This is a genomic window from Pseudomonas sp. MF4836 (genome assembly GCF_002018875.1).
Lineage (GTDB): Bacteria > Pseudomonadota > Gammaproteobacteria > Pseudomonadales > Pseudomonadaceae > Aquipseudomonas.
The window spans coordinates 282,733-305,830 of sequence record NZ_MVOL01000007.1; the positions used below are offsets into that span (position 1 = coordinate 282,733).

Here is a 23,098-nt window from a genome sequence, read left to right on the forward strand (position 1 = left end):
TGATCGCCGTTGATGCACCTGAAGCAATGGCGGTGTTCATCAGTCAGTCACGGGCCTGGCGCCAGGCGTCGATCAGTTCGACGAAGGTGGCCTGGACTTGCCGGATCAAGGTTTCATCGTCGATTTCCTGCGCCAGCCAGGCCCGGCTCGGCTCCTGGAAGATCGTGCGGCCCACGGCAAAACCACGGCAGGTGCGGCTTTGACTGGCCTGGCGAAAGCCTTCGGCAAGGGTGGCCGCCGGGGCATTGAGGCCCAGCAGCACCACGCCACGGCAGTACGGGTCGCGTTCCTCGATCAGTTCGTCGAGCTGTTGCCACTGTTCTCGGCTCTGGGCTTCGATCTTCCACCAGGCGGGGAAGATGCCCAGGTTGTACAGGCGCTTGAGCGCGCGGTAGAGCACGTCCGGGTGGGCCGAAGGGTGGTCCTTGGGCGGGATCACTTCCAGCAGCAGTTCATGCCCGCTGACTTGCGCCGCCTGGTACAGGCCCTTGAGCTGGGCCTCCTGCTCCAGGCGCAGCAGCGGCTCGTCATCCGGGTGGTATTGCACCAGGCATTTGATGATCTGCTCCTGGGGCCAGGCAATGAGGTTGCTGCCAATCGAACGCCCGTGTTCAAAGGCCAGTGGCCGCGACCCCTGGACCTCCACCGGGCGCGCCACCCACCAGCCGCGACCGGTGGCGGCGTTCAGTGAATCCTGGCCGAAGCGCTGGTCGGCCAGTAGCCCGACATCGGCCTCGACGCCCTGCTCGCGCAGGTCGCTTTCAACCCGTTGCACGGCCTGGATAAACAACAGTTTCAACTGACTGATGGCGGCCGAGTCGCGGCCGTCTTTTTGCGCCAGCTCCAGCAACTGCCAGCGGTGATCGAAGGCGAAGATAAACAGCTGCTTCCAGTGTTTGCGCGGCACGCTGACCTGATGCAGGCGTTGCAGCACCGGGTCGCGGTCCGGCCGGGTAATTGGCACCGGGCTGTTGAACAGGTATTCCAGCTCGGCCGGGGTTGGCATCGCCGGGGCGCAGGCATGGCGCGACACCACCAGGCCGCCGCAGGCGTTGGCCAACTGCGAACAGCGCTCGTCGCTGGCATCCGCCAGCCAACCGCTGAGGAAGCCGGACATAAAGGCATCGCCGGCGCCGAGAACGTTCAGCACTTCCACCCGCACCCCGGGGTAGATCGCGCCGTCTTCCAGGCGCGCCGGGATCGCCCCGTGAATCACCGTGCAGCCTTGGGGGCCGAGCTTGAGCACCAGGGTCGCGGCGGTCAGGGAACGCACGGTGCGCAGCGCCGTCAGCAGGTCTTCGCTGCCGCCGGCAATCAGGAACTCTTCTTCAGTGCCGACGATCAGGTCGAAGCGCGGCAGGATCTGCTGCACGTGCTGGCTGACCTGGTGGTCGGCGACAAACCGGGTTTCACCGTCGGCCTTGCCGGCCAGGCCCCAGAGCACCGGGCGATAGTCGATATCCAGTACCCGCTGGACCTGGTGTTTGTGCGCGTATTCCAGGGCCCGGACGCTGGCCTGGTACACGCCGTCGGTGGAGAAGTGGGTGCCGGTGATCAACAGCGCCTTGCTCGACGCGATAAAGGCTTCATCGATGTCTTCGGCGCGCAACGCCATGTCGGCGCAGTTCTCGCGGTAGAACACCAGGGGGAAGGTCTCGCGGTCCTTGAGGCCCAGCAGGACCATGGCGGTCAGGCGTTGCGGATCGACCTTGATTGCGCTGACATCACAGCCCTCGCGGGCCAGGGACTCCACCAGGAAACGCCCCATGTGGTCGTCCCCCACCCGGCTCAACATCGCCGACTTGAGGCCCAGGCGCGCGGTGCCGAAGGCGATGTTCGCCGACGAGCCGCCCAGGTACTTGGCGAAACTGCTGACATCCTCCAGCCGTGCACCCACCTGCTGTGCATAGAGGTCGACGCCCAGGCGTCCGAGGCAGATCAGATCCAATTGACGCCCACTGGCAAAACGAGTCTGGCCCATGCTGGCTCCTGTTATTTTTATCAGCCTGTGTTCGCCCTCTTGCCGGCACCGAACACTCTTGGTGGATGCAGACTAAAACGTCTGTCGGCGCCAATCAATATTTTTTCTATAAATTTTTTACATGGAATATTTTTTCCAATAAACTTTTCAAGCACCGCTCCAGAGGCCGTGCATCGATTCAGCAATCGGCCCGACGCCATCAGCCTCAAGATTTTCTGCGTGCCTAACCTGTAGACTGCGCACAGCCCACCTATTGTCAGGGGACGGATGCCCATGCCGGCCCTATAAGAACAAGCCAGAAGGATTTTCTATGTCCCGCACCGATCAGCCGGCGACTTCCGAGAGCGCGCCAGAGAGCGACCTCACCAGCCCACCGATCAATGCCGAGCGCCTGCTGCAGCTGATCACCAATGAATACGAAAGCCTGCCGCGCCAGCTCAAACGCATCGCCAGCTACATGAGCCAGCAGAGCGACAGGATCATGGTCGACCGCATCAGCGACATTGCCCGCGAGTGCGAAGTGCACCCGTCGGCCATCGTGCGTTTCTCCCAGCGCTTCGGCTTCAGTGGCTTCAGTGAAATGCAGGCACTGTTTCGCGAGGCCTACACCCACAAGACCACCCCGGTGCAGAACTACCAGCAGCGCATCCGCAGCATGATCGCCAACAAGTCGCAGAAGGCCAGTGGCGGCGACCTGGCGCGCGAATGCGTGAATGCCACCCTGTCCGGGATCGAGCGCCTGGGGCTGGAGCTCGACGATGCGGCATTCGACAAGGCCGTGGACCTGGTGGTGAATGCCGACAACATCTACGTAGTCGGGGTGCGGCGCTCGTTCGCCGTGGCCGACTACCTGGTGTACAACCTGCAACACACCAACAAACGCATCCACCTGGTGTCGGGCCTGGGCGGCAGCTACCGCGAACAAATGCGCAGCATCCGCCCCAACGACCTGGTGATCGCCATCAGCTTCACCCCGTACGGCAAAGAGACCCAGCATTGCCTGCGCATTGCCCAGCACCACCAGGCCAAGACCCTGATCATCACCGACAGCAACCTCTCGCCCCTGGCCAAGCGCGCTAACGCGGTGTTGCTGGTGAATGAGGGCAGCTCGTTCGCCTTCCGCTCCCTGAGCGCCACCCTGTGCCTGTGCCAGGCGCTGTTTATCGCCGTGGCCTATCGCCTGGAATTGAAGGTGGATGAAATTCACGAACAGGTCGGCTTCGACGACTAGTACCGCTTTTTAGGGACCAACATGGACCTGCAACACAGCAAGGACGCCCTCACTCCGCAGGATATTGCCTAGGTCGAAGCACAGATCGGCTGCGAACTGCCGGCGCAACTGCGGGCGTTTTACCTGCAACACAACGGCGGGCACTGCCAGACCAACCTGTTTATGGATGAGGACGCGGGCTACAAGATCAACGAGTTCCTGCCCCTCAAATACGGGCGCAACACCCTGGAATCCACCTACCTGGGGGCCTTCCTCGACAACCCGCTGATGCCGCAGAACCTGGTGCCCTTCGCCGGCGATGCAGGCGGCGACTACTTCTGCTTCGCCACCGATGACGCACAGGCGGGCGCGATCATTTTTTTCGAGTCCGAGTACTACGATGAGCCTGAACGCGCCCGGGTGTTCCTGGCGCCGTCGTTTTCAGCCTTTGTCGCACAATTGATCGTCGACCCCGACTGAAACCGGCCCCGACTTACTGGGCACTGGCGATCATCGCGGCCCATTGCAGGTCGCTCAAGGCCCGCCCCTGAGCCGCCCCGCGCCCGCGAACCTGGCTCAGGGCCTGCTCGAAAAACACGCCGCGAATCGTCCCCTCCGAGGCAATGAACAGGCACGCCTCCTCCTGGGCCTGGCTCCATTTGATCTGTTTTTCGTCGCTGCTCAGGTCGCTGGTGTAGATGATGCTCAGCGCGGGCAAGGCCATGGTGATGGAAAACGCCTGTTCAAAGCCGTTGGGCTTACTCGCGGTTTCGGCCCAGGTCCCCAGGCTGACACCCAGTTACAACGCGGCCAGGGCCAAGGCGTTCAACTGCATAGTGCCTCCCAGTCAGTGGCTGCGTGATTGCGCCGCTTCGGCCAGCAGCATAGCCGTTCGCGCAATGTCGGCCGGGCCTGTCGACGTCTACTCGTAGATTTTCCCGCAGTACAAAAACACCGCGAAACGCTGCCAGGGCGACGCCTCGGCCAGGCCCTGGGAGGCGCCGACCCCGGTGGCCCGAGCCCAGGCGTTGGCGCCTTCGAGAAAGTCCGTAATGCTCAGATTCTCCCAGGCCGGTGGCTGGCCCTGGGCCGCTGCCGCCGCATCCTGGAGCCGGTCTTGCACCAGCGCATCGACGAAGGCCATGAAGCTCTGTTCGTCGCACACCGCCTGCAAATACTCTTCAATCCCCATCACCACCCGCCTTGTCAGTTGTTCGGCTGCAACTCCAGCCCCTTGCGCAGCAACTCTTTGCGCAGCACCGGTCGATCCAGCACACGCACACCGTCCTGCGCCGGGCAATCTACCAGCAGCGCGAGTTTCTGCGAACTGCCGGCGCTGCCGGTCAGCAGGTAGCTCTTGTGCTCGCGAAGGCTGATCAGGTTGAGCAACCAGTCCTGGCCCTGGCGCCCCAGCACCTGCTCGATCTGCCGCCGCTGGAGCAGCAGTTGGCCAGCGTCCCACACCGTGAGCTGGGCGAAGGTGCGCGGCAGGTTGCTGATGGGGGCCATGATTTTCAGGTCCTTGAGCAACGCCTGCTCCAGTTGCCCCTCGATTGCCCGCTGGCATTCGCCGAAATAGCCTCGCGCCCACTGTGAGTCGAGGCCGGCCAGCGCGGCCAGGGCGGCGTAGGCTTCGCGGTCGGCTTCGGTGCAGCTGTGGCCGGTAAAATTCAGGGTGTTGTCGAGGATCCCGGCAGCCAGCAAGGTGGCGCTCGCCGGGCTGATCGAGGCCAGCAGACCCGAGGCGTGCCAACGCTGGAACACCTGGGTGCAGGCGGCGCCGATCTGGCGGATATCGGCGCGCTGCGCCAGGCGCCGGTCCCAGAACTCCTCGAAGCCCGGGTGATGGTCGATGACCTCCACCACCCGCTCCAGGGCAACGATCGGGTCCAGGTGCAGGTGATTGGAAATATCCACCAGCACAAACTCGTCTTCGGGCCCGGGCACGTACGGGTCGAGCCCGGGACCCAGGGTCCGCAGGCTGGCGGCCACACTTTCGTTGAGTGGCGCACTGCTCACCGCCCGGGCCGGCTGGCCCTGGAGGTTGAGCAATTCGGCGTAGGCAATGCAGCAGGCGTAGGCATCGATATCCAGATAGGCCGAGCCGGAAGTGACAATGATCATGACGTCCTTGTGGCGCAAACAGCCCGCGGGCCGGGCCGCCCACCCTGCCAGCCGCCCATGACAGTTTGATGACCTGTACCGCCTGGTATGCCTGACGGGTTTTGTGGTGTGGCACAGGGGCAGCGCAAAGTCGCCGGGGATTGTCGGCAAGTGCCGCAAAATTTTCTCGGCCTGCCATGGTCAATCCCGGGCGCGAGCCGCTAAATTACCCGGCGGTCTCCCTCCCAGCGTTGTTTCGCACAAGGAAAATGCTCGATGAAACTGATCGGAATGCTCGACTCGCCCTACGTTCGCCGTGTCGCCATCAGCCTCAAGTGCCTGGATCTGCCCTTCGAACATGCCGCCGTGTCGGTATTCAGTACCTTCGAGCAGTTCCAGAAGATCAACCCGGTGGTCAAGGCGCCGACTCTGGTCTGCGACAACGGTGAAGTGCTGATGGATTCGACCCTGATCCTCGATTACCTCGAAGCCCTGGCCGGCCCGGAGCACAGCCTGATGCCGGCAGCCCTGGAGCCGCGTATCTCAGCGTTGCGGGTGATTGGCCTGGCGCTGGCGGCCTGCGAAAAATCGGTGCAGATCGTCTATGAAAAACAACTGCGCCCCGCCGACAAGCAGCACGCGCCCTGGCTGGAACGGGTGGGCGGCCAGTTGCAGGCCGCCTACCGCGAACTGGAGCAGGAGCTGCACAAACACCCCCTGCCCCAGGATGGCCAGCTCGATCAGGCGGGCATCACCCTGGCCGTGGCCTGGGGTTTCACCCAGATGATGGTCGCCGATCAGCTCGACGCCTCCCAGTTTCCCAAGGTCCAGGCCTTCAGTGCCTACGCCGAGCAATTGCCGGCGTTCCTCAGCACCCCGGCCATCTGAGGCCTGCGTCGCCAGCAGCGGAAAAACCGCGCTGGCGAACCTCCCCTGCTCCTGAGGCCTCAGGCCAGGACGGCCTCGGGCTGCGGCTCAGGTTGCAGATCAGGTTGCAGCTCGAAGCGGTCGGCCAGGAACGGCGTGATATCCAGCGGCAGCGGCTCGTCGTTCACCAGTTTGTCCAGCAGCACCCCGGTGATGGCCGAGGTCAGAATGCCGGTGCGAAAGTGCCCGCAGGCATTGAGGTAACCCTGGACCCCAGCCATCGGCCCGAGGATCGGCAGCTCATCCGGCGAACCCGGGCGCAAGCCGGCCCAGCAGCGTTTCAGGTTGACCTGGGCCAACTCCGGAATGCAGCGCACCGCCCCCTGCACCAGGCCGTTGATTTCCGGGTAGGTGGTAGTGACGTCGAAGCCTTTGTCTTCAGTGGTGCTGCCGATCAGGATCTCGCCGTTATCCTTTTGCGCCATGTAGCAATCGCTGGTGGTCACGCAGCCATTGAGCAACTTGGGCATGCGCTCGGTGAGCAGGATCTGGCCTTTCACCGGCTTGACCGGAATGCTCAGGCCCGTGGCCATCCGGCTCAGCTCGGCGGCCCAGGCACCGGTGGCGTTGATCAGGGTGTCGCAGTTGAATACCCCGGCCTCGTCGGTGCGCACGCCCCGGACCCGGGTGCCCTGGTGCAGCACGCCGGTGACGTTGGTGTTGAAGTACAGGTCGACGCCGTTCTGCCGCGCGCCCTCGGTGTAGGCATCGGCCAGGCGGAAAGGGTTGACCTGGTGATCGCAGAGAAACTCCAGGGCGCCCTGGGCCTCCAGGCTGACATTGGGCTCGGCCGCCCGCAGCGCCGCCTGGTCCAGCCAGCGCACCTGGTCGGCCAGGTGCGGGATGCAGCCGACGATGTGCTCGGCGTAGAGCCGGTCTTCATCGTCGTAGATCACAAACTTGAGGCCGGTCTCCTCGAACTTGAAATCCATCCCGTGCAAGCCCTTGAGCTCGCGGTGCAACTGCGGGTACAGGGCGTTGGATTGCAGGGCAAAGTCGAAGAACGACTGCGGCAGGATATGCGGTGTACTGGAGTCGACCACCACCGCCGAGCCCGCGGCTTCGCGCTTGCGGTTGGCCGACATCATGCGAAAGAAGATCACCCCGCAGCCCAGCCCCACCGACTCGCCGATGGCCCACAGGCCGCCGGCCGAGGCGCGGGTCGCGTTACCCGGGCGCTTGGCGTCGATCAGCGCGACCTTGAGGTGCTTGCGCTTGGACAGTTGGTAGGCGCAGGAGGCGCCGATCACACCACCGCCGGCAATAATCACGTCGTAGAACTTACTCATGAGTCGAAGCATCCTTGCCAGATTGGGAAAACGCCGAGAACGGGATCGGGTCCAGGGGGAAGCGCGGGCGCAGCCAACCGACATCCTGGCGGCCGGTGGCCTGGCGCAGGCGGTCGCTGCAATAGCCGACGCACATCCGCCCCTGGCAATCACCCATGCTGACCCGGGTGCGCATTTTCAGGCTGGCCATGTCCTGCACGCCCTGGGACAGCGCCAGGTCGATGTCGCCCCGGGTCGCATGTTCGCAGCGGCAGATCACGGTATCGGCTGCGGGCAGGCTGGTCTGGCCACTGCCACGCTCGGTGTAGCGGTCGACGGCTACGCGAAACCGCACAATCGCCGCCAGCTTGTTGAGCAACACCTGGCGCCGCTGCAAGGCGGCTTCGGTGCCCAGCACGTCACGCTGGACCAGGATCGACACCGCCGCAATCCGCCCGGCGAGCATGGCCGCCTCGCCACCGCGAATCCCGCCCATATCACCGGCCAGGTGAATGTGCTGTTCGCTGCTCTGCTGCCAGATATCGGCCGTGGCCCGCAGGTAGCCGTCATCGCTGAAGCCATGTTCCAGGCCCATCTGCTGACTGAGCTGGGTGCGCGGGATAAAACCGTAGCCCACCGCCAGGGTTTGGGCGGCCACCGCCTCGGCCCGGGCCAGGTCCGGCTGCCAATCGGCCGAATACGGCGCGACCAGCACGCTGCTCACCCCGCCCTCGCCCCGCGCTTCGACCACGCCCCATCCATAGCGCAGGCTGATGCGGTGCAGCTTGAGGTAGGCCAGCATGCTCAGGCCGTCGAGAAACAGCTGGGGCTTGTTCAGCAGGGCCAGGCTCTGCTTGGCGATCTTGCCGAAGGCGCTGGCCTCGTAGACCCCCGCCACCGCCACCCCGGCGGCATGCAGCTGGCAGGCCACCAGCGGCAGCAACGGACCGGTTCCGGCGATCACCACCGGCCCCTGGGGTTTGACCACCCCGCTTTTGATCTGCAATTGCAAGCCGCCCAGCAACATCACCCCGGGCAGGGTCCAGCCGGGGAACGGCACGCTGCGCTCATGGCACCCGGCGGCCAGCAGCAATTGCGGGTAGGCCAGTTCGTACAGTTGCTCGTCGGCATCGAGCACCATCAATGAGCGTGTGGATTCAGCGCCGATCACCCGGCTGTTGAGGCGCACTTCGATCAGCGGCGCCTGGCGGGCAAAATCACCGTGCAACCGAGCCAGCACTTCGCAGTAGCGCGGGCCCAGGTAGTCCAGTTGCACCCCATCGCGCAGCGGGCCGCGATAGACCACCCCGCCCAGGCGCGACGCCTCGTCGATCAGGATGCTGCGCACCCCATGCTCCGCCAGCTCGATGGCCGCTGCCATGCCTGCCGGGCCACCGCCGACAATTACCGGGCACAGGCTCATAGCGCGTGCTCCGGCTGGTCGATACGGTTGACTGCGGTCTGCACCTGCATCCCCGGCCTGACCAGGGTCTGGCAGGCGCGGCGCTTGTGCCGGCCATCGATCTGCACCAGGCAGCAGTGGCACACGCCCATGCCGCAGTAGGCGCCGGCCAGTTGCCCATGATCGTTGCGCGCCACCTGGCGCAGGCCCAGCGACTGGATCACGCTGAGCACGGTTTCACCAATGGCCGCGCTTACCGGCTGGCCATTGAGGCTGATAGTCATGTCCGCCTGTGGCAGCGGCTGAATGTCGAAGGTGCGGTCTGTTGGACCCATGGGCGCGTTCATCCATGAAAATTAAAGGGGGATTGCCAGCCTCATGCCGTGCAATATCGTGCAGCTGCTCGCCCCAGCCGGCTTGCGGTCAGGATTCGCCAATGCGTCGCCGCTGAACATGCAGGGCTGAAGCGCACCCAATCTAGAAGGTTTTGCCCACACAAGTATTGATCTGCGCCAAGACACGGCGTTGCGAATCTGATGCATCTCCGACCATCCGTCGCCTCCCTGTAGCCGCTGCCAAACTCGGGCCGCATTTGGACCTGGCCCGAATGGGCGTCGTGGAGTGTCAGGTGTCCCCAGATGCCTTCCCCCACAAACAACAAGGCCGCAACTACGAAGGTAGCTGCGGCCCTGGTATCAGGCGGGTCAGGCCATCAATGCATGAAGATGGCGATCAGGATAATCACCGGGATCGGCACACCGAGGAACCACAAGAGTAATGAGCGCATGGGAATTCTCCTTCAATCAGCGAACAGGGGTGGTCAGGTAGGCGTCGGTTTCGAGGTACACCACTGCATCCCGGCGGCGACCGCCAAAAGTGGCAGCCAGGCTGGCGAAGAAAGCACCGCACAGCAGGGCGACAAACATCCACAGCGACGTCCAGGCCGCGACTTTGGTGGCGGTGTCAGCTGCCTGCTTGGCGGCCAGCTTGGCTTCGTCCACGGCCGCACGGGTCTTGGCGAACACCTCGTCCACGCGGCGCTCGGCATCAGCCTGGGTCAGGTTGGTGCGCTGGGCCACCAGTTGCGCCAGGTAGCTGCGATCCTCAGGAGCCAGCTGCCCGTCGTTGCCCAAGGTGCGGACGAAGATCCGGGTCACGGTGCCACGGGCTGCGTCATCGCTGACGGCCACCGGGCGATCATCGCGGAACAGGCTGTCGACGAAATAGCCATAGTCATCGCCACTGGTTTTGCTGGCTGCACTGCCGGCTGCCTGAGTGGCCACGCTGGCCGCTCCTGAAGCCACGCTGGCACCGGCCTGCACGCCACCGCTGACGATGCTGCTGACCGAACCGACCACCAGGGTCGCGGTCACCAGAGTGGCCACGGCCCAGGCCAGGAAGCCATGGGCGGTGTCACGGAAGTAGACCTCGTCACCGTGCATGTTGGCCCACTTCACCCGCAGGCGACCGGCGATGTAACCACCAAGGCCCGAGGCGAAGATCTGGGTCAACGCCAGCCAGACAATCGTGGAGATCCCCAGGCCCTTGGCACTGATGCCATGGTTGGCCCAGGGCGACACGGCCGAAAAGCCCAGGCCGAAGCCCAGCAGGATCAGAATCAGCGACAGGGCCGCAGCGGCCGCCGCACCGGCGAATATCGCGCCCCAGGACACACCCGAGCGGCTGCTCGACTCATCCACGGCAGGCAGATAGGTATCAGAGGATCTATTCATTGTTGTTCGGCTCCAGGCAGAAAAATGGTGTTACAAGTCTCGAAGGGAGAATTGCAGCCACCGTGCCAACCGAACCAACAAATAAAATTCTTTAAAAACAATGAGTTATAAAACAAATACTGGACTGGAACCGTGCAATTTGCCGACCGCTGCGTTTACCGGCGGGCGTTCTGCACGGTGCCGCCCATTCATTTGGTCCGGTAGTAGCGGTAGACATCGCGCAGCTTGCACCAGGCCAGCCACAGCATCAGCGCCAGGAACCATAGCATCAGCAACAGGCTACTCAGGGCGGTGGCTGGAGGGAGGTCCATGAAAACCAGAATGCCGATCAGCATGGCGCCGTAGGCGGAGCGGCGAAAGTTGAACTTCAACAGCAACGCCGGCAGCAAGACGGCGGCCACGCTTGTGATGAGGATTTTCATGATGAGGGTGATCAGCATCCTCTGGCCGACCGAGCTGCTCAGGTGCACGTGCTTCACGATGTAAGGCAGGAGCAACGAGAGGTGTACCGCCGCATTCAGCACCAGGCACACCAATAACAACAACCCGAGACTTTTTATCCATGGCCACACTTTCATCGGTTCAACCTTGAACGAGAGAAAAAAACCCGCGAATCATAACAGCCCCCTCCCCCGCTGGCCGGGATGAACGACGTGGAGTGCCAGGTAAATGCACGGCATTGCAGATCTGTAGCCGCTGCCGAGCTCCGCGAGGCTGCACGGGCCCGGGTGGGCGCCGTAGGAGTGCCAGGTGTAAGCACGGTGTCGCGGATGGCCAGCGGCCGAACGCGGCCCGGCCTGCGGCGGCTACAGTGTCTTTGGCGCGTTGGGCTGGGCGGTAGCGGCAAGGGCCCTGCTGCCAACATGAAAGTTTTTTTAGGAACCTGGGCGCCGTTTCTTGGCAAAATGCCGGCCTGTGTCATGAATTCCTTATCAGGTAAGCCCAATGACCCGCATTCTGACCATCGAAGACGATGCCGTAACCGCCCGTGAGATCGTGGCCGAACTGAGCAGCCACGGGCTCGACGTGGATTGGGTCGACAACGGCCGCGAAGGCCTGGTGCGCGCGGTCAGCGGCGACTACGACCTGATCACCCTGGACCGCATGCTGCCCGAGCTCGACGGCCTGGCCATCGTCACCACCCTGCGCACCATTGGCGTGTCGACGCCGATCCTGATGATCAGCGCCCTCTCCGATGTCGACGAACGGGTACGCGGTCTGCGCGCCGGCGGCGATGACTACCTGACCAAACCCTTCGCCTCGGACGAAATGGCGGCCCGGGTCGAAGTCCTGCTGCGGCGCAAAAGCACGGTGCGCGAATTCGAAACCTGCCTGCGGGTGGCTGACCTGGAGCTGAATCTGATCAGCCGCGAAGCCACCCGGGCCGAGCAACTGCTGAGCCTGTTGCCCACCGAATACAAACTGCTGGAATTCCTGATGCGCAACACCGGGCAGATCCTGTCGCGGATGATGATTTTCGAAGAGGTCTGGGGCTATCACTTCGACCCCGGCACCAACCTGATCGACGTGCACATCGGCCGCCTGCGTAAAAAGATCGATCCGCCCGGCATGACTCCGCTGATCCGCACGGTGCGAGGTTCGGGCTATGTCATTGCTGAACCCCTCTAAAGGCTGGCGCTCCTCCAGCAGCCGCCTGCTGGCGCTCTACAGCACGCTGTTCGTGGCCTGGAGCTGCCTGCTGCTGGGGGTCATGTACTACGAAGTCTCCGGCTACCTCGAAACCCTGGCCAAGCATTCGCTGATGCAGCGCCAGCATCTGTTCTCGCGTTTCCAGGGTGACCAGTTGGTGGAGGCCCTGACCACCAGCATGACCTTCGACATGCGCGCCATCGATGCCTATGGCCTGTTCGACGAACAACGCGGGCACTTGAGCGGGCCGATCCGCGAGATCCCCGACGACCTGCCGCTGGACGGGCAGATCCACGAACTCAAAGGCTGCATCGACTCCGACGACCCCGACCTGCCCCGCGACAGTTGCGATGCGGTGGCCACCCATACCCAGGACGGCCGCTGGCTGATCCTGGTGCGCGACAACGGCTCGTTGTTCGCGGTGAACCGGATCATCCTCCATGCGCTGCTCTGGGGCGTGTCGCTGACCATCATTCCCGGCGTCGCCGGCTGGCACCTGCTGCGGCGCCGTCCGCTGCGCCGGATCCGCCAATTGCAGGCCAGCGCCGAAGCCATAGTCGCCGGCGACCTGACCCACCGCCTGCCCCTGTCCAACCGTCGCGACGAACTGGACATGCTGGCCGCCATCGTCAACGCCATGCTCGAACGCATCGAGCGCCTGATGCATGAGGTCAAAGGCGTGTGCGACAACATCGCCCATGACCTGCGCACCCCACTGACCCGCCTGCGTGCCCAGCTGTACCGGATCCAGCAGCAGGCCGCCGACGGCTCGCCCGAGGCATTGCAGATGGATCAGGTGCTGGCCGAGACCGATACGCTGATGGCGCGCTTTCGCGGGTTGCTGCGGATTTCCGAGCTGGAGGATCAGCAACGCCGATCCGGGTTCCTGGTGCTGGACCCGGTGCCGCTGCTGCATGAGCTGCACGATTTCTACCTGCCCCTGGCCGAGGAAGGCCAGCTGACCCTGACTCTCGACGTGCCCGACAGCCTGCCTCGGCTGACCGGCGACCGCGCCCTGCTGTTCGAGGCCCTGGCCAACCTGCTGAGCAATTCGATCAAATTCACCCCGCCGGGGGGCGAGGTGATCCTGCGTGGCCTCGACGACGGCGGCAGCCCGCGCCTGGAGGTGCTCGACTCCGGCCCGGGTATTCCCCAGGCGGAGCGCAGCGCAGTGTTCCGGCGGTTCTACCGGGTCGACGACAGCAACACCCACGGCGGTTTCGGCCTTGGGCTGTCGATCGTCGCGGCCATCGTCAACCTGCACGGCTTCAAGCTCGAAGTCGGCAGCAGCGAACGCGGCGGTGCCCGCCTGTCCCTGGACTGCCGCCCCAACCTGATTGCCGACACCTGATCCGCCAGGGCCGCCCTGGCCGTGCCGAGACGGGTCACACCTAAACTGGCGCAGCAGCAGCTTCGCGCCGGCTACAGGTTGCCGTCTTCGCAAGCACTGGCCAGGGCGGGTCGCTGGCCGAGGTGGTTGCTGTTCAGCTCATAGCGCAACTCCTCGATCAGCGCCGCCACCTGCTCGGCGGTTCTCAGGTTCTGCAACTTGAGGCCACTGACCACCAGGTCGACACGGCCGCTGTCACGGTCGTACAACCGCACGGTCAGCGAGGCTTCGCCATTGAGGCTGCAATCACAGGCCAGGGGCTGGAAATTGAGTTCCAGCTGCGCGCGCAACTGGCTGAGGCTGGTCATGTTCGACAACCTCAACGGCGTCGCAACAGCAGGCCGGCGAGAATGCCGAGCCCGGCCATGATGGCGAGGGTCGCCAGGGGTTTTTCCCGGACAAAATCCGTCGCGTGGTCCAGCGCCTCGCCATAGCTTTGCTGCATCTGGCCCGCGACCTGACGCGTCGCGCCTGCGGCCTGCATCTGCGGATCGTCCATCAGTTCACCGACCGCGCCCTGGGCCCTGCCCGCGAGTTTGTCCACTGCACCTTTGATCTGTTCGCTGCGCATCTTGCATTCCTTTCGCTGTGAGAGGGGCAATGCCCGGGGGCATCGCTGACATACAGACTAAGAAACACCGACCCGGCGCAGAAGCTCAATTTGCACCGGGCTAACTAGTGCATTTGCACCGGTCGCCTAGCCCTTGCGCCGCCGCTCTCCGGCGAACAGCCCGCGTTCGCGGGCCCAGACAATCGCCTCGCTGCGGCTGTGCACCGCCAGCTTGGAATACACCGTGGCCACGTGATTGCGCACGGTGTTGGGCGCCAGTTGCAGGCGCGCGGCGATCTCCTTGTCGGCCAGGCCTTCGCAGATCAGCCCCAGCACATCGCGCTCGCGCGCCGTAAGGTCGGTGAAGGAGGCGCTGGCCCGCTGCGCCGGGCTGGTGCTTTTCATATTGGCCAGTTTTTCGATCAGGGTCTGGCTGAACCATGAGGCGTCCTGCATCACTTCCTCGATCGCTGCGACCAGTTCCAGCTCGGTGCGCTTGCGCTCGGTGATGTCCATCAACACCAGCAGGTAACACGGGCTGTCCTGGATAATCACGGTGTCGGCCGAGACCACGCAATCGATCAGCTCCGCGCCTTTCTTGCGCACCTTGAGCTCCAGCCCGGCGACGCTGCCGGCCTTTTCCAGGGCCGCGAACAGCTCGGCACAGGCCTCCCTGCCCTCGATAAAGCCGATCTCTTCCACGGTCTTGCCCAACAGTTCTTCGCTGGGATAACCGCTGGTGTCGAGGAAAGCTTCGTTGACATCCACCACCAGCTGGCTGTCGGCGCTGCAGACCATGGTCGGCACCGGCGTCAGGCGGAACGACTTGGCGAAGCGCTCCTCACTCTGGCGCAGCGCCACTTCGACCTTGCGCCGCGGCTCCAGGTCCATGAAGGAAAACAGCATGCAGTCTTCGTCGTTGATATCCAGCGGTTGCCCGGCCACGATCACCAGCTTGCTGCCGCCTTCGGGCAGGCGCAGCTCGGCCTGCATCTGCGGGATGGTCGCGCCCTGGTTCAGGCGTTCGATGGCCAGGTCCTTGTTGTCGGCCTCTTCCAGCACATCCAGCTGGTACACGGAGCGCCCGATCACCTGTTCACGGGCGTAGCCGGTCATCTCCAGGAAGCCCTGGTTGACCTTGATATAGCGCAGGTCGCTGAGGCGGCAGATCACTGCCGGCGCCGGGTTGGCATTGAAGGTTTTTTCAAAGCGCTGCTCGGCGCTGGCCCAGTCGGTGGCATCGCTGAGGATCAGCACCAGCGACTCCGGTGCTCCGGCCCGGTCGGTGAGAATCATGCTGCGGATGCGATGCACCCAGTGCCTCTCCTCGCCATCGATTTCGGTCCTGACCTCCACCACCACATCGCTGAACGTCTCGCCGGCGGCGACCCGGTTGATCGGGTAACTGTCTGCCGCCACCGGGTGGTTGTTGCGGTAGCGCAGGGCATAGCGCTCAGCATATTCGGCGGCATTGGCCCCCAGTTGACTGACGTCGCTGACCCCGTGCATGGCCAGGGCGGCCTGGTTGGCCCAGAGAATGGTCTGGTCGACCTCGATCAGAATCACCCCATCGGACAACCCGGAAATGATCTGCTGCAACTGGCGTCGGTTGGTTTCGGTGGCAAGTACGGCTTGGCTCATAGGGTCGTCTCCGGAAGTGAGCGGCGCGACGTCAGGGCGGGCCGGGACAGGATGCAAGATACGACCACAGCCCAACGCCATCGTGCCCAAAAACCCGCCCCTGTAGCCGCTGCCGAGCTGCGCTGGCCCTGATCGACGCCGTGGCGTGTCAGGTGCAATCGCGGCGCAGCAGCGGCTACGCCGGGGGCAGGCCCAGGGCTTTCAGGCGGCGGTAGAGGGTGCGTTCGCTCAGGCCCAGGCTCTGGGCCAGTTCGCTGCGCGGGCCGTCGAACACTTCCAGGGCGTGGGCCAGGCGTTCCAGGTCCTTGCTGCGGCGTCGGCGGCTGATGGCTTCGGCGGGAGCCTGGGGCGGCGCAAGCGTGTCGGTGCGCAGTTCGCCGGGCAGGTCCTGGACGCGGATCACCCCGTCATCGCTGAACAGGCTCGCGCGCTCCAGGATATTGCGCAGCTCGCGGATATTGCCCGGGTAGGCATACACCCGCAGGCGCTCCATAGCCTGGGCGTCGACCCGTGGCACCGCGCCCGGGGCCAGGCGTTGCAGCAGGCTGTCGATCAGCAGCGGCAGGTCATCCCGACGCTCGCGCAGGGCCGGCAGACGAATCGGAAAGGCGCTGATGCGGTAATACAGATCCTGGCGAAAGGTCCCGGCGGCCACCATGTCCTTGAGCGCCTTGTGGGTCGCCGCCACCAGGCGAAAATCCGAATGCACGGTGCGCAAACTGCCCACCGGACGGAAGCTGCCGGACTCGATCAGCCGCAGCAACTTGACCTGCATCGCCAGCGGCACCTCGCCGATTTCATCGAGGAACAAGGTCCCGCCATGGGCCGCTTCGGCCAGGCCGATCTTGCGCTGCAAGGCCCCGGTGAACGCGCCCTTCTCGTAACCGAACAGCTCGCTCTCCAGCAACGATTCGGTGAGTCCGGTGCAATCGACCACCACCAGCGGCCCGCTGGCGCGCGGGCTGCCGTCATGCAGGGCACGGGCGAACAGCTCTTTGCCGGTGCCCGACTCGCCCTGCAGCAACACCGGGATCGGCGCCGGCGCCGCCCGCAGCAACGCGCTCAAGGCCTCGTTGAAGGCCGGCGAACGCCCCACCAGCCCCTTGCGCTGAGGTTGCACCGAAGCCACGGCCAACGAATTGAGGCGCTCGACATAGGCCACCACCGCCCCGCTCTCACCAATGATCGGCCGCAACTCCACCTCCACGTGCTCCGGCCCCCGTGGCGTGTGGTGCACGTGCAGCATGCGCTCCGGCACCCGGCTGTCGTGGGCCTTGCGCATCGGGCAATGTTCGCCGGCCTGATCGCAGGGCACGGCAAATTGATGGGACACCCGGTAGCACTTGGCGCCGACATGGGGCCGGCCCTCCACGCCGAACTGGCGCTGGTAGGCGGTATTGGCGGCAATGATGTTGTACTGGGTATCGAGCACGATGGTCGGCTGCGGATCGTGCTCCAGGTAAGACACCAGGGCCGACATCCGGCTGCTGGCGAGGTCGCGGGGCGAGGTGGACATGGCAACTCCTGCGGGGGTGCGGCAGCTTAAAACACCGGGGCGGTTTCTGCCACTTACTGCCATCGACTGCCACCCAACTGCCAAAATAACTGGCAGTGACAGCTCGAAACGCCCTCCGTCTATGCTGCAAGCCATTGAATTGAATGAAACGGCGTGCCCATTCGGCGCTGGACGTTGGCACGGTTATTGACACCCCAAGGGACGACTGCCCGTTCCGGCCGGCGTCACTTCATCGTCTGGAGAGCAGCATGATCATCGGCACCACCTTGCGTGTAGAAGCCTTTTTCGACCGCGACACCTGGACCATCAGCTACCTGGTGATGGACCAGACGACCCGGCGCTGCGCCTTGATCGACAGCGTGCTCGACTACGACCCCAAGTCCGGGCGCACTCGCACCGAATCCGCCGACCGTCTGATCGAGCGGGTCCGCGAACTGGACGCCGAGGTCGAGTGGATCCTGGAAACCCACGTCCACGCCGACCACCTGTCTGCCGCGGCCTACCTCAAGCAGCGCCTGGGGGCCAAGGTCGCCATCGGCCAGCACATCACCCAGGTGCAGAAGGTGTTCGCCAGCCTGTTCAACGAGGGCCCGGCGTTCGCCCGCGATGGCAGCCAGTTCGACGTGCTGCTGGCCGACGGCGCCGAGTTCGCCATCGGCGGCCTCAGCGCCCGCGCCCTGCACACGCCGGGGCATACCCCGGCGTGCATGACCTACCTGGTGCAGGTCGGCGACGAGACCGTGGCCTTCGTTGGCGACACCCTGTTCATGCCCGACTACGGCACCGCACGCTGCGACTTCCCCGGGGCCGATGCGCGGACCCTGTACCGCTCTATCGGCAAGATCCTCGCCCTCCCGCCGCAGACCCGCCTGTTCATGTGCCACGACTACCTGCCCAACGGCCGCGAGTTGCAATACATGACCACCGTGGCCGAGCAGCGCGCGCACAACATTCATATCCACCAGGGCATCGATGAAGAGTCCTTTGTCAGGATGCGCGAGGCCCGCGACGCCACCCTCGACATGCCGGTGCTGATCCTGCCCTCGGTGCAGGTCAACATGCGCAGCGGCCAACTGCCGGAGCCCGAGGACAACGGTGTGCGCTACCTGAAGATCCCGCTCAATTCCCTATAACTATTCCACTCCCCACGGAGACCTTGCCATGCGCCCTATTTCCACCCTGCAGCGGGCCGTCGACGGCAGCCACCAGGTACTGATCGTCGGCGGCGGTGCAGCGGGCATCGCCGCCGCATCGAGCCTGATGGCGCGCGACGCACAGCTTGACGTGGCGATCATCGACCCCGCCCCGCAGCACTATTACCAGCCCGGCTGGACCCTGGTCGGCGCCGGGGTGTTCAGCGCCCGGTCCACGGAGCGCAGCATGGCCTCGCTGATCCCCAAGGGGGTCAAGTGGATCCAGGCCGCGGTCAGCACCTTCGAGCCCGAGGCCAATGCCCTGGTGCTGGACAACGGCCAGGCCCTGGCTTACGACCAGTTGATCGTGTGCCCCGGCCTGAAGCTCGACTGGGATGCCATCGACGGTCTGAACGCCACCCTGGGCAGCAACGGCGTGACCTCCAACTATCGCTACGACCTGGCGCCCTACACCTGGCAGCTGGTGCAACAACTCAAGCAGGGCCAGGCCCTGTTCACCCAGCCGCCGATGCCGATCAAGTGCGCCGGCGCGCCGCAAAAAGCCATGTACCTGTCGTGCGACCACTGGTTGCGCAACGGCCATCTGCCACGGATCAACACCCGCTTCATGAACGCCGGCGCGGTGCTGTTCGGGGTGCCGGACTACGTGCCGGCCCTGATGGAGTACGTGCACAAGTACGCGATCGACCTGGATTTCGGGCATAACCTGGTGGCGGTGGACGGCCCCGCCAAGCGCGCGACCTTTGTCCGAACCCTGGCCGATGGGCGCCAGGAACACCTGGAGCGCCGCTTTGACCTGTTGCATGTGGTGCCGCCGCAGACCGCCCCGGACTTTATCCGCAGCAGCCCCCTGGCCGATGCCGCGGGCTGGGTCGATGTCGACCCCTACAGCCTGCGCCACACGCGTTTTGCCAATATCCACGGCCTGGGCGATGCCACCAACACCAGCAACGCCAAAACCGCGGCCGCCGCGCGCAAGCAGGCGCCGGTGGTGGCCAACAACGTGCTGGTGGCCCTCAAGCGCCTGCAGCGACTGGCGCAGTACGACGGCTATGGTTCCTGCCCGCTGACGGTGGAGCGGGGCAAGATCGTCCTCGCCGAATTCACCTACGGCGGCAAGCTCGCACCGAGCTTCGCCCCCTGGTTGCTGGACGGGCGCAAAGCCACGCGCCGCGCCTGGTGGTTGAAAGAGCGGATCCTGCCGTCGCTGTATTGGCGCGGCATGCTCAAGGGCCATGAATGGCTGGCCCGTCCGACCCTGAACACGGACACCCCGCCGGCATGAATGAAGTGACCTTGATCGGCGCCGGCCTGGGGCTGGTGATTGGCGCGATCCTGGCCTTGACCGGGGCTGGTGGCGGGATTCTTGCGGTGCCGTTGCTGGTGTTCGGCCTGGGCCTGAGCATGGTCGAGGCGGCGCCGGTCGGCCTGCTGGCGGTAGGCCTGGCGGCCAGCGTCGGCGCCCTGCTCGGCCTGCGCCAGGGCATCGTGCGCTATCGCGCGGCGGGGTTTGTCGCCGGCATCGGCATCCTGCTGACCCCCCTGGGGCTGTGGCTGGCCCATCGCCTGCCGAACGCCCCCCTGGCGCTGCTGTTTAGCCTGGTGCTGCTGTACGCCTGCGGGCGGATGTTGCTCAAGGCCAGCCGTGAACTGAAACACGGCCAGGCCGCACCGCGCCCGGCCTTTTTGCCCTGCGTGCTCAACCCGCAGCAAGGTCGCCTGCGCTGGACTCTGCCCTGTGCCCGCGCCCTGACGCTGACCGGGATGCTGTCGGGCCTGCTCTCCGGTTTGCTCGGGGTGGGCGGCGGGTTTGTGATCGTCCCGGCCCTGGGCCGCTACACCAACCTGGACAGCAAAAGCATCGTCGCCACCTCGCTGGCGGTGATCGCCCTGGTGTCGCTGGGCAGCGTGGTGACCGCCAGCGTCAGCGGGGTCATGCACTGGGCCGTGGGCGCTCCCTTTGCCTTGGGCGCGGTAGTGGGACTGGTCATGGGCCGACAAATGGCCAGCCATCTGGCCGGCCCGCGCCTGCAACAACTGTTCGCCATTACCGGCATGCTGGCGGCGCTGCTGCTGGCCTTCGGAGCCCTGGGGCTGTTGCCCCGTTGAGCCTATTTCGCCGGCAAGCCGGCGCCTACAAGGGAAATATTGACCTCTGCCGCTCGGGCACGCAGCCGACGACCATGGCCTGAACCTGGCTGCCGGGCGGCTGGCGGACTGGTTCGGCAGCGAGCAAAACTGAACATGGGGCACGCGCCGCGGCTAGGCTACGGCCTTGCTGCTCACTCGACTCACCAGCACACGGAACAGCCCGCACAGCTTGCCGCCAGCTTCACCGCGCTTGCGTATCCAGCGCATAAAACTCCTGCAGCTTGGCCTGCAGCAGTTTCTTGTCCGGCAGTTGAGTCCGATACTCGGCAATCAACGCCGGCGAAAGCGAACGGTTGAGGGCATATTCCACCACCTCGTCGTCCTTGCTGGCACAGAGCAACACTGCCAGGGCCGGGTTTTCGTGGGGTTTGCGCACTTGGCGATCCAGGGCCTCCAGGTAGAAATCCAGCTTGCCCAGATACTCCGGTTCGAAGCGCCCGACCTTGAGTTCAACGGCCACCAGGCAATTCAACCCACGATGGAACAGCAGCAGATCCAGGGCAAAATCCCGCCCGCCAACCTGTAATGGAAAGCCTGACGCGACAAAGCAGAAGTCCCGCCCCATCTCGATCAGAAAATCCTTGAGCTGGCGCACCAGCCCCTGATGCAGATCGGCTTCGCCATGCCCCTGGGCCAGATCGAGAAACTCCACCATGTAGGCATCCTTGAACACCTTCAGGGCCTCGGGATGAGTGTCTCTCAACGCGGCCGAGACGCTTGCCGGGCGGGTCAGCGTGCGTTCGAACAGGGCCGATTTGATCTGCCGTTCCAGTTCTCGCCGTGACCACTGCTCCCGGACCGCCAAGTGCAGGTAGAACTCACGCTCCCTTGCCCCTTTGCTTTGTCCCATGACCACCAGATGGTGGCTCCAAGGCAATTGTCGCACCAGTGGTGCGACTTTCTCGTCATCACGATAGAGCTCATAAAACTGTCGCATGCGAAACAGGTTCGCTCGGGTAAACCCCCGCAGGCCCGGCTGTTGCCGCGCCAGGTAATCCGCCAAGTGCTGGACGACGCCATCCCCCCACTCCGCCGCCTCGATCTTGCGGCTGATATAGGCCCCGACCTGCCAATACAGTTCCACCAGTTCAGTGTTCACCGCTCGCACCGCCCGCTGCCGCGCGGCGGCGATCATCTGCGCCACTTCACCAAATGCCACATCGGTGGAGGTCATTGCCGCTTCAGTCTCTTTATTCATAACGCACGCCCGGTTTCAGGACACAGGCCCCTATCATCCAGTGGACCGCCATGAACTTGTAGTCAGCCTTGTCTATTTTCACTGAGCGAAATGTCCTGATTTCGGTGACGCAATCAGACCTGTCAGCCCGGCATGCACGCGAAGTCATGGGTACTGGCCACCTGCTTGCCCATGGCGTCATACAAGCGCGCCGACACCTCGCTCCCCAGGGACGATTCCACCAGTTTGTAATGCTCGCCGGCCTTGAAGCCGCTGTAGCTGATATGGCCGTCGCAGTCTTGCTGGTTGGAATCACCGACGTTCTCTTCAAACAGGGTCACGTCCAGGCGGTGGGCGCCGGGCTTGACCTGGAAATAGCGCCCATCGTCGATCTTCTGCCCATCCACGCGCTCGGCCAGCAGGTCATTGGGCGCCTCTTCTTGCAGGCCGATCCAGGCCTCGCTGGGGTCGGGCTGGGGCATGGGCCCGGCACACGCCGCCAACAACGCCACCAGGCTCAACATCGGGATCAGCAACAACGGTCTACGGGACATCACTAAACACCTCATCAATCATGGGCGCCGGCGCAAGCTGCGTCGGCTTCTGCGGCACGGCTACAGGCAGCTGAAGTCCGCGCTATGGGCCAGGGGCCGGCCCTGGGCATCCATCAATACGGCGCTGACTTCCTGGCCCTGGCTCGACTCCAGCAACTGGTAATGCTCGCCAGCCTTGAAGCCCGAGTAGTCCAGGCGCCCCTCGCATTCCGGCTGCGCCGAGTTGCCGTTGGCGCCTTGCAACAGCGCCATTTGCAGGCGGTGCGCGCCCGGACTCACCTGAAAGTAACGCCCATCCTCCAGGCGTTTGCCGTCGACACTGTCGGCCAGCAGATCGTTCGGCGACTCCTGGGCCAGCCCGATCCAGGCCTGGCTCGGATCGGCCTTGGGCAGCGGCCCGGCGCAGGCCGAAAGCAGGCCCACCAGGCCCAGCCCCGGCAGCAGCAACAGCGGTTTGAATGACATGACGCAACACCTCGCAAGTGAAAAAACAGTGCCCGGGACGAGCCGGATAACACGCCTCGCCGGATGCCTATCCAGCTTGTGGGCGTGCCCTGCCCTGAACAAATGAATCCACATGAAAGGATTTTCAGGCCGCGCTTAAATCTTCCTTCATCTTCACGAAAGCCGCGTGTTAGGTGGGTCGCCGCAGTCTGCCGAGGTTTGCAATCCCACTCCCTCGGAGGTTTTC

Annotated in this window: 24 protein-coding genes; 8 read left to right on the top strand and 16 right to left on the bottom strand. The window is 64.4% G+C overall.

Translation table 11 applies throughout. From position 1 onward, the window contains the following. Positions 1-43 precede the first annotated feature (43 nt). The gene (locus MF4836_RS18425; protein ID WP_078471474.1) at positions 44-1,981 is read right to left on the bottom strand and encodes a bifunctional 5-dehydro-2-deoxygluconokinase/5-dehydro-2-deoxyphosphogluconate aldolase; all 1,938 of its coding nucleotides are present in this window, start codon (positions 1,979-1,981) and stop codon (positions 44-46) included. 310 nt (positions 1,982-2,291) lie between these two features. On the opposite strand from MF4836_RS18425, the gene MF4836_RS18430 reads away from it, so the two are divergent. Both MF4836_RS18430 and MF4836_RS18435 read left to right on the top strand, forming a co-directional pair. Continuing rightward, on the top strand, positions 2,292-3,212 hold the full coding sequence (locus MF4836_RS18430) for a MurR/RpiR family transcriptional regulator (RefSeq protein ID WP_078471475.1): 921 nt from the start codon (positions 2,292-2,294) through the stop codon (positions 3,210-3,212). Between the two features lie 84 nt (positions 3,213-3,296). Beyond that, the gene (locus tag MF4836_RS18435; protein ID WP_078471476.1) at positions 3,297-3,671 is read left to right on the top strand and encodes an SMI1/KNR4 family protein; all 375 of its coding nucleotides are present in this window, start codon (positions 3,297-3,299) and stop codon (positions 3,669-3,671) included. Between the two features lie 13 nt (positions 3,672-3,684). Here the strand turns inward: MF4836_RS18435 and MF4836_RS18440 are convergent, their stop codons facing one another. The 3 genes from MF4836_RS18440 to MF4836_RS18450 all read right to left on the bottom strand — a co-directional run bounded on the left by MF4836_RS18440 (position 3,685) and on the right by MF4836_RS18450 (position 5,315). Then, positions 3,685-3,915 carry a DUF2388 domain-containing protein gene (locus tag MF4836_RS18440; RefSeq protein ID WP_078471477.1) on the bottom strand — a complete coding sequence of 77 codons (231 nt, stop codon included), beginning with the start codon at positions 3,913-3,915 and terminating at the stop codon, positions 3,685-3,687. Positions 3,916-4,113: 198 nt separating this feature from the next. After that, positions 4,114-4,383, bottom strand: a complete 270-nt coding sequence (locus MF4836_RS18445; RefSeq protein WP_078471478.1) for a DUF7660 family protein — start codon at positions 4,381-4,383, stop codon at positions 4,114-4,116. A gap of 14 nt (positions 4,384-4,397) precedes the next feature. Then, positions 4,398-5,315 (bottom strand): DHH family phosphoesterase, encoded by a 918-nt coding sequence (locus MF4836_RS18450; protein ID WP_078471479.1) that lies wholly within the window; start codon positions 5,313-5,315, stop codon positions 4,398-4,400. Positions 5,316-5,570: 255 nt separating this feature from the next. On the opposite strand from MF4836_RS18450, the gene MF4836_RS18455 reads away from it, so the two are divergent. Continuing rightward, positions 5,571-6,182, top strand: coding sequence for a glutathione S-transferase (locus MF4836_RS18455; RefSeq protein ID WP_078471480.1), 612 nt, complete (start codon positions 5,571-5,573; stop codon positions 6,180-6,182). 59 nt (positions 6,183-6,241) lie between these two features. Here the strand turns inward: MF4836_RS18455 and hcnC are convergent, their stop codons facing one another. The 5 genes from hcnC to MF4836_RS18480 form a co-directional block, all read right to left on the bottom strand. Further along, a complete protein-coding gene (gene hcnC, locus MF4836_RS18460; protein WP_078471481.1) occupies positions 6,242-7,510 on the bottom strand; it encodes a cyanide-forming glycine dehydrogenase subunit HcnC in 1,269 nt (422 codons plus the stop codon). Next, positions 7,503-8,912, bottom strand: a complete 1,410-nt coding sequence (hcnB, locus tag MF4836_RS18465; RefSeq protein ID WP_078471482.1) for a cyanide-forming glycine dehydrogenase subunit HcnB — start codon at positions 8,910-8,912, stop codon at positions 7,503-7,505. The genes hcnC and hcnB overlap by 8 nt, the downstream gene beginning before the upstream one ends. Further along, positions 8,909-9,226 carry a cyanide-forming glycine dehydrogenase subunit HcnA gene (gene hcnA, locus MF4836_RS18470; RefSeq protein WP_078471483.1) on the bottom strand — a complete coding sequence of 106 codons (318 nt, stop codon included), beginning with the start codon at positions 9,224-9,226 and terminating at the stop codon, positions 8,909-8,911. Before hcnA ends, hcnB begins: the two co-directional genes overlap by 4 nt. 468 nt (positions 9,227-9,694) lie before the next feature. Further along, on the bottom strand, positions 9,695-10,624 hold the full coding sequence (locus MF4836_RS18475) for a hypothetical protein (RefSeq protein ID WP_078471484.1): 930 nt from the start codon (positions 10,622-10,624) through the stop codon (positions 9,695-9,697). 188 nt (positions 10,625-10,812) lie between these two features. Beyond that, positions 10,813-11,202 carry a hypothetical protein gene (locus tag MF4836_RS18480; protein WP_153050242.1) on the bottom strand — a complete coding sequence of 130 codons (390 nt, stop codon included), beginning with the start codon at positions 11,200-11,202 and terminating at the stop codon, positions 10,813-10,815. Between the two features lie 367 nt (positions 11,203-11,569). On the opposite strand from MF4836_RS18480, the gene MF4836_RS18485 reads away from it, so the two are divergent. Then, the gene (locus tag MF4836_RS18485) at positions 11,570-12,253 is read left to right on the top strand and encodes a response regulator transcription factor (RefSeq protein ID WP_020300587.1); all 684 of its coding nucleotides are present in this window, start codon (positions 11,570-11,572) and stop codon (positions 12,251-12,253) included. Then, positions 12,231-13,625 carry a sensor histidine kinase gene (locus MF4836_RS18490; RefSeq protein WP_078471486.1) on the top strand — a complete coding sequence of 465 codons (1,395 nt, stop codon included), beginning with the start codon at positions 12,231-12,233 and terminating at the stop codon, positions 13,623-13,625. Before MF4836_RS18485 ends, MF4836_RS18490 begins: the two co-directional genes overlap by 23 nt. 71 nt (positions 13,626-13,696) lie before the next feature. Here MF4836_RS18490 and MF4836_RS18495 read toward each other — a convergent pair whose 3' ends face one another. From MF4836_RS18495 to MF4836_RS18510, 4 genes are all read right to left on the bottom strand, one after another. Beyond that, positions 13,697-13,972 (bottom strand): DUF1652 domain-containing protein, encoded by a 276-nt coding sequence (locus tag MF4836_RS18495; RefSeq protein ID WP_078471487.1) that lies wholly within the window; start codon positions 13,970-13,972, stop codon positions 13,697-13,699. Positions 13,973-13,983: 11 nt separating this feature from the next. Then, positions 13,984-14,235: a CsbD family protein gene (locus tag MF4836_RS18500; protein WP_078471488.1), complete on the bottom strand. Its 252-nt coding sequence runs from the start codon at positions 14,233-14,235 to the stop codon at positions 13,984-13,986. A 126-nt stretch (positions 14,236-14,361) separates the two neighbouring features. Beyond that, positions 14,362-15,855, bottom strand: a complete 1,494-nt coding sequence (locus MF4836_RS18505) for a helix-turn-helix transcriptional regulator (protein ID WP_078471489.1) — start codon at positions 15,853-15,855, stop codon at positions 14,362-14,364. 175 nt (positions 15,856-16,030) lie between these two features. Next, positions 16,031-17,371: a sigma-54 interaction domain-containing protein gene (locus tag MF4836_RS18510; RefSeq protein WP_078471490.1), complete on the bottom strand. Its 1,341-nt coding sequence runs from the start codon at positions 17,369-17,371 to the stop codon at positions 16,031-16,033. Positions 17,372-17,619: 248 nt separating this feature from the next. Between MF4836_RS18510 and MF4836_RS18515 the strand changes: the two genes are divergently transcribed. The 3 genes from MF4836_RS18515 to MF4836_RS18525 are packed head-to-tail and all read left to right on the top strand — an operon-like array spanning position 17,620 to position 20,634. Further along, a complete protein-coding gene (locus MF4836_RS18515) occupies positions 17,620-18,504 on the top strand; it encodes an MBL fold metallo-hydrolase (RefSeq protein ID WP_078471491.1) in 885 nt (294 codons plus the stop codon). Between the two features lie 28 nt (positions 18,505-18,532). Beyond that, complete coding sequence (locus MF4836_RS18520) at positions 18,533-19,810, top strand: NAD(P)/FAD-dependent oxidoreductase (RefSeq protein ID WP_078471492.1); 1,278 nt, start codon at positions 18,533-18,535, stop codon at positions 19,808-19,810. Further along, positions 19,807-20,634, top strand: coding sequence for a sulfite exporter TauE/SafE family protein (locus tag MF4836_RS18525; protein ID WP_078471493.1), 828 nt, complete (start codon positions 19,807-19,809; stop codon positions 20,632-20,634). Before MF4836_RS18520 ends, MF4836_RS18525 begins: the two co-directional genes overlap by 4 nt. A 223-nt stretch (positions 20,635-20,857) precedes the next feature. Here MF4836_RS18525 and MF4836_RS18530 read toward each other — a convergent pair whose 3' ends face one another. The 3 genes from MF4836_RS18530 to MF4836_RS18540 all read right to left on the bottom strand — a co-directional run bounded on the left by MF4836_RS18530 (position 20,858) and on the right by MF4836_RS18540 (position 22,872). Then, positions 20,858-21,874 carry a PDDEXK nuclease domain-containing protein gene (locus MF4836_RS18530; RefSeq protein ID WP_078471494.1) on the bottom strand — a complete coding sequence of 339 codons (1,017 nt, stop codon included), beginning with the start codon at positions 21,872-21,874 and terminating at the stop codon, positions 20,858-20,860. Positions 21,875-21,996: 122 nt separating this feature from the next. Next, positions 21,997-22,407, bottom strand: coding sequence for a PA0061/PA0062 family lipoprotein (locus tag MF4836_RS18535; protein WP_078471495.1), 411 nt, complete (start codon positions 22,405-22,407; stop codon positions 21,997-21,999). Positions 22,408-22,467: 60 nt separating this feature from the next. Continuing rightward, positions 22,468-22,872: a PA0061/PA0062 family lipoprotein gene (locus tag MF4836_RS18540; RefSeq protein WP_078471496.1), complete on the bottom strand. Its 405-nt coding sequence runs from the start codon at positions 22,870-22,872 to the stop codon at positions 22,468-22,470. Between the last annotated feature and the right edge of the window lie 226 nt (positions 22,873-23,098).